The sequence below is a fragment of the Wolbachia endosymbiont of Drosophila barbarae genome (genome assembly GCF_044752445.1).
GTDB classification, from domain to species: Bacteria; Pseudomonadota; Alphaproteobacteria; order Rickettsiales; family Anaplasmataceae; genus Wolbachia; species Wolbachia pipientis.
On the sequence record NZ_JBIXJM010000223.1, the window covers coordinates 1 to 2,331 of the forward strand.

A 2,331-nucleotide genomic window follows, 5' to 3' on the forward strand; every position below is an offset into this window, starting at 1 on the left:
AATTTACTAAGCAGAAAAAAAGGCAAAAGAAACCCCGTGTTAGCTAGTTGTCACTCTCTAATCCTGCAAAATCGGCGTACTATACTGTCTTAAACGACTTATAAGCGCGTTTCAGCTTATATAGGTAAAAACCCAGAAATGTTGTGAAGACATAAGGTGCACATAGTGTAAAAAATTAAAAATAAGACGCCAAGTACTTTGTTTTCTTGCTGTTTAATCTGCACAGATGAAGATAACTGAATACCTTCATTATCATGATAAGGGGGCTGGCGAGGTTTGTCAAGGAAGTTTTGCATTTAATTCATTTGATAATTCAAAAAACTTGAAAGAATAAAGATAGTTATTAAAATTATCTTGATTTACATCAGTTATCCAAGTTTGACATTGAATACTTAACATTTCCTCTATTAACGCCTTTCTGTAATGTTTATCCAGATGAGACATTATATCGTCAAGCAGAAGAAGTGGTGCCTTATTGTAATGAATACACCTTGCTTTTACACTGGATAAAATAATAGAAAGCAGTAATAACTTTTGTTCTCCAGTGGAGCACAGATTTATTGGTACGTTTCTTTTTTGACAAAAAACCCGAAAATTATCGTTATGCACACCAAAGGTTACTCTACCAGTCAATGAGTCTTTTTCTCTGTTTTCCTTTAGACGATTCTGAAAATATTCTGCAGTATCGTTCAAAGTTAGCTGGCTGCTGAATTTCAAACTTGCCTTTGGAAAAAGCTCACTGGAATGGTTATCAATTGTGTCTTGTAATATTTTTAAAACAGACGATCGCATACGTAAAATACTAACTGCATTAACAGCCATTATGTTTTCAAGACTAGAGAGCCAATTTTCGTCCAAGGTGTTCTCTCTCAACAGTTTACTTCGCTCACGTTTAGCTTTTCTGTGTTTCATGTAGCAGCAAGTGTAATTTTCCTCAAACAGTGAGACTATACGGTCTAAAAATTTTAATCTGTCACTTGGAGAATTAAGAAGAACATAGTCCATTTGTGGAATCAGCCATATTACATTGGATATCTTATACAGAGATGAATAACTTGATTGCGTTTTTCCATCAATTTGTATTAGTTTCTTATCAAAACTCTTTGCGATACCAATTGAGTTAAAATCTGTTCCATTAAAAAAATCATAGTGCACTGCCCAATCTTCATTACTGAATCTATTTTGTATCTCACTGGCTTTTGCTTTTTTCATTCCATTGCTTTTAGCAAGCAACGAGATTGCTTCAAGTATATTAGTTTTACCAATACCATTTTTGCCAGTTATTACAACTGAGCTATCATCTGAATCCAGTTCAAAGTTTGAGTGGCTACGAAAATTATGTAATTTCAGCTTTTTTATGTAGCAATGGGTAGCCATTAACCTATTCTTTAGTTTATATTCTCTTTACTTCTTCCAGAACCTCATCAACATGTCCACTAACTTTTACATTTTTCCAGATCTTCACTATTTTACCTTTTTTATCTATTAAAAAAGTAGTGCGTTCTATTCCCATATACTTTTTGCCAAACATACTTTTCTCTACCCAAACACCATATTTTCCCAACATTTCAGCATTCTCATCAGAAACTAAAGAAAACGGCAGAGAGTATTTTGCTTTGAAGTTAGTGTGGCACTTAACACTATCTTTTGATACACCAATTATCACTGTGTCAAGGGAAGAAAAATCATCTATTTTATCTCTAAAGCCTTTTGCTTCCATCGTACAACCCGGAGTATCGTCTTTAGGATAAAAATAAAGAGCTACATTTTTTTTATCAAAAAATTCACTCAGTGATAAATTTTCACCAGAATCTGTTGGTAAACTAAAATCAGGTGCATTATTTCCTACTACTAACTCCATACCTTGCTCCATTAATAACGCTTCTATCTATAGTAGTATATTGTAGTCAGAGTATCAAATTTTATATATAGCTAACACAGATAAGATTCTTAATAGGGGGCTTATTGATAACTGCCTTCTCGGCTTGCCGCTTTTGATAAAGTGTGGTTTTCGTCTGATGTAAGGCCATATCAAATAGATCCTATTAAAAATCAATCGAATCTTCACATGTTTGTTCTTCATAAAAGAAGTTCAATGTTATCGTAGTACCAAGTTTCGCTTCACTTTTAATGTCAAAAGTTCCACCCATTAACTCTACTAATTTCTTGCTTAGCGGTAATCCGATGCCCGTACCTTCGTTTCTATATCCCGAATCTGCTTGGCCAAAAACAGACATAACTTTATATATATCCTGCTGCATTATTCCTATTCCATTGTCATGAAACTCAATGGTTAATAAGTTTTTTTCTATATTTTCTTTTATCACCATT

Annotated in this window: 3 protein-coding genes; all 3 read right to left on the bottom strand. The window is 33.5% G+C overall.

From position 1 onward, the window contains the following. Nucleotides 1-279: 279 nt before the first annotated feature. Nucleotides 280-1,377 (bottom strand): DNA replication/repair protein RecF, encoded by a 1,098-nt coding sequence (gene recF, locus ACIPNH_RS05085; RefSeq protein ID WP_265024544.1) that lies wholly within the window; start codon nt 1,375-1,377, stop codon nt 280-282. 16 nt (nt 1,378-1,393) lie between these two features. Continuing rightward, nucleotides 1,394-1,861 (bottom strand): thioredoxin-dependent thiol peroxidase, encoded by a 468-nt coding sequence (gene bcp, locus ACIPNH_RS05090; protein WP_015589489.1) that lies wholly within the window; start codon nt 1,859-1,861, stop codon nt 1,394-1,396. Between the two features lie 184 nt (nt 1,862-2,045). Continuing rightward, a partial coding sequence (locus ACIPNH_RS05095; RefSeq protein ID WP_400772070.1) for an ATP-binding protein occupies nt 2,046-2,331 on the bottom strand: 286 nt, incomplete at its 5' end.

Bases quoted from the DNA above. Each gene is read 5' to 3' on its own strand.
- recF (WP_265024544.1), bottom strand. From the start codon at position 1,377: ATGGCTACCCATTGCTACATAAAAAAGCTGAAATTACATAATTTTCGT.
- bcp (WP_015589489.1), bottom strand. From the start codon at position 1,861: ATGGAGTTAGTAGTAGGAAATAATGCACCTGATTTTAGTTTACCAACA.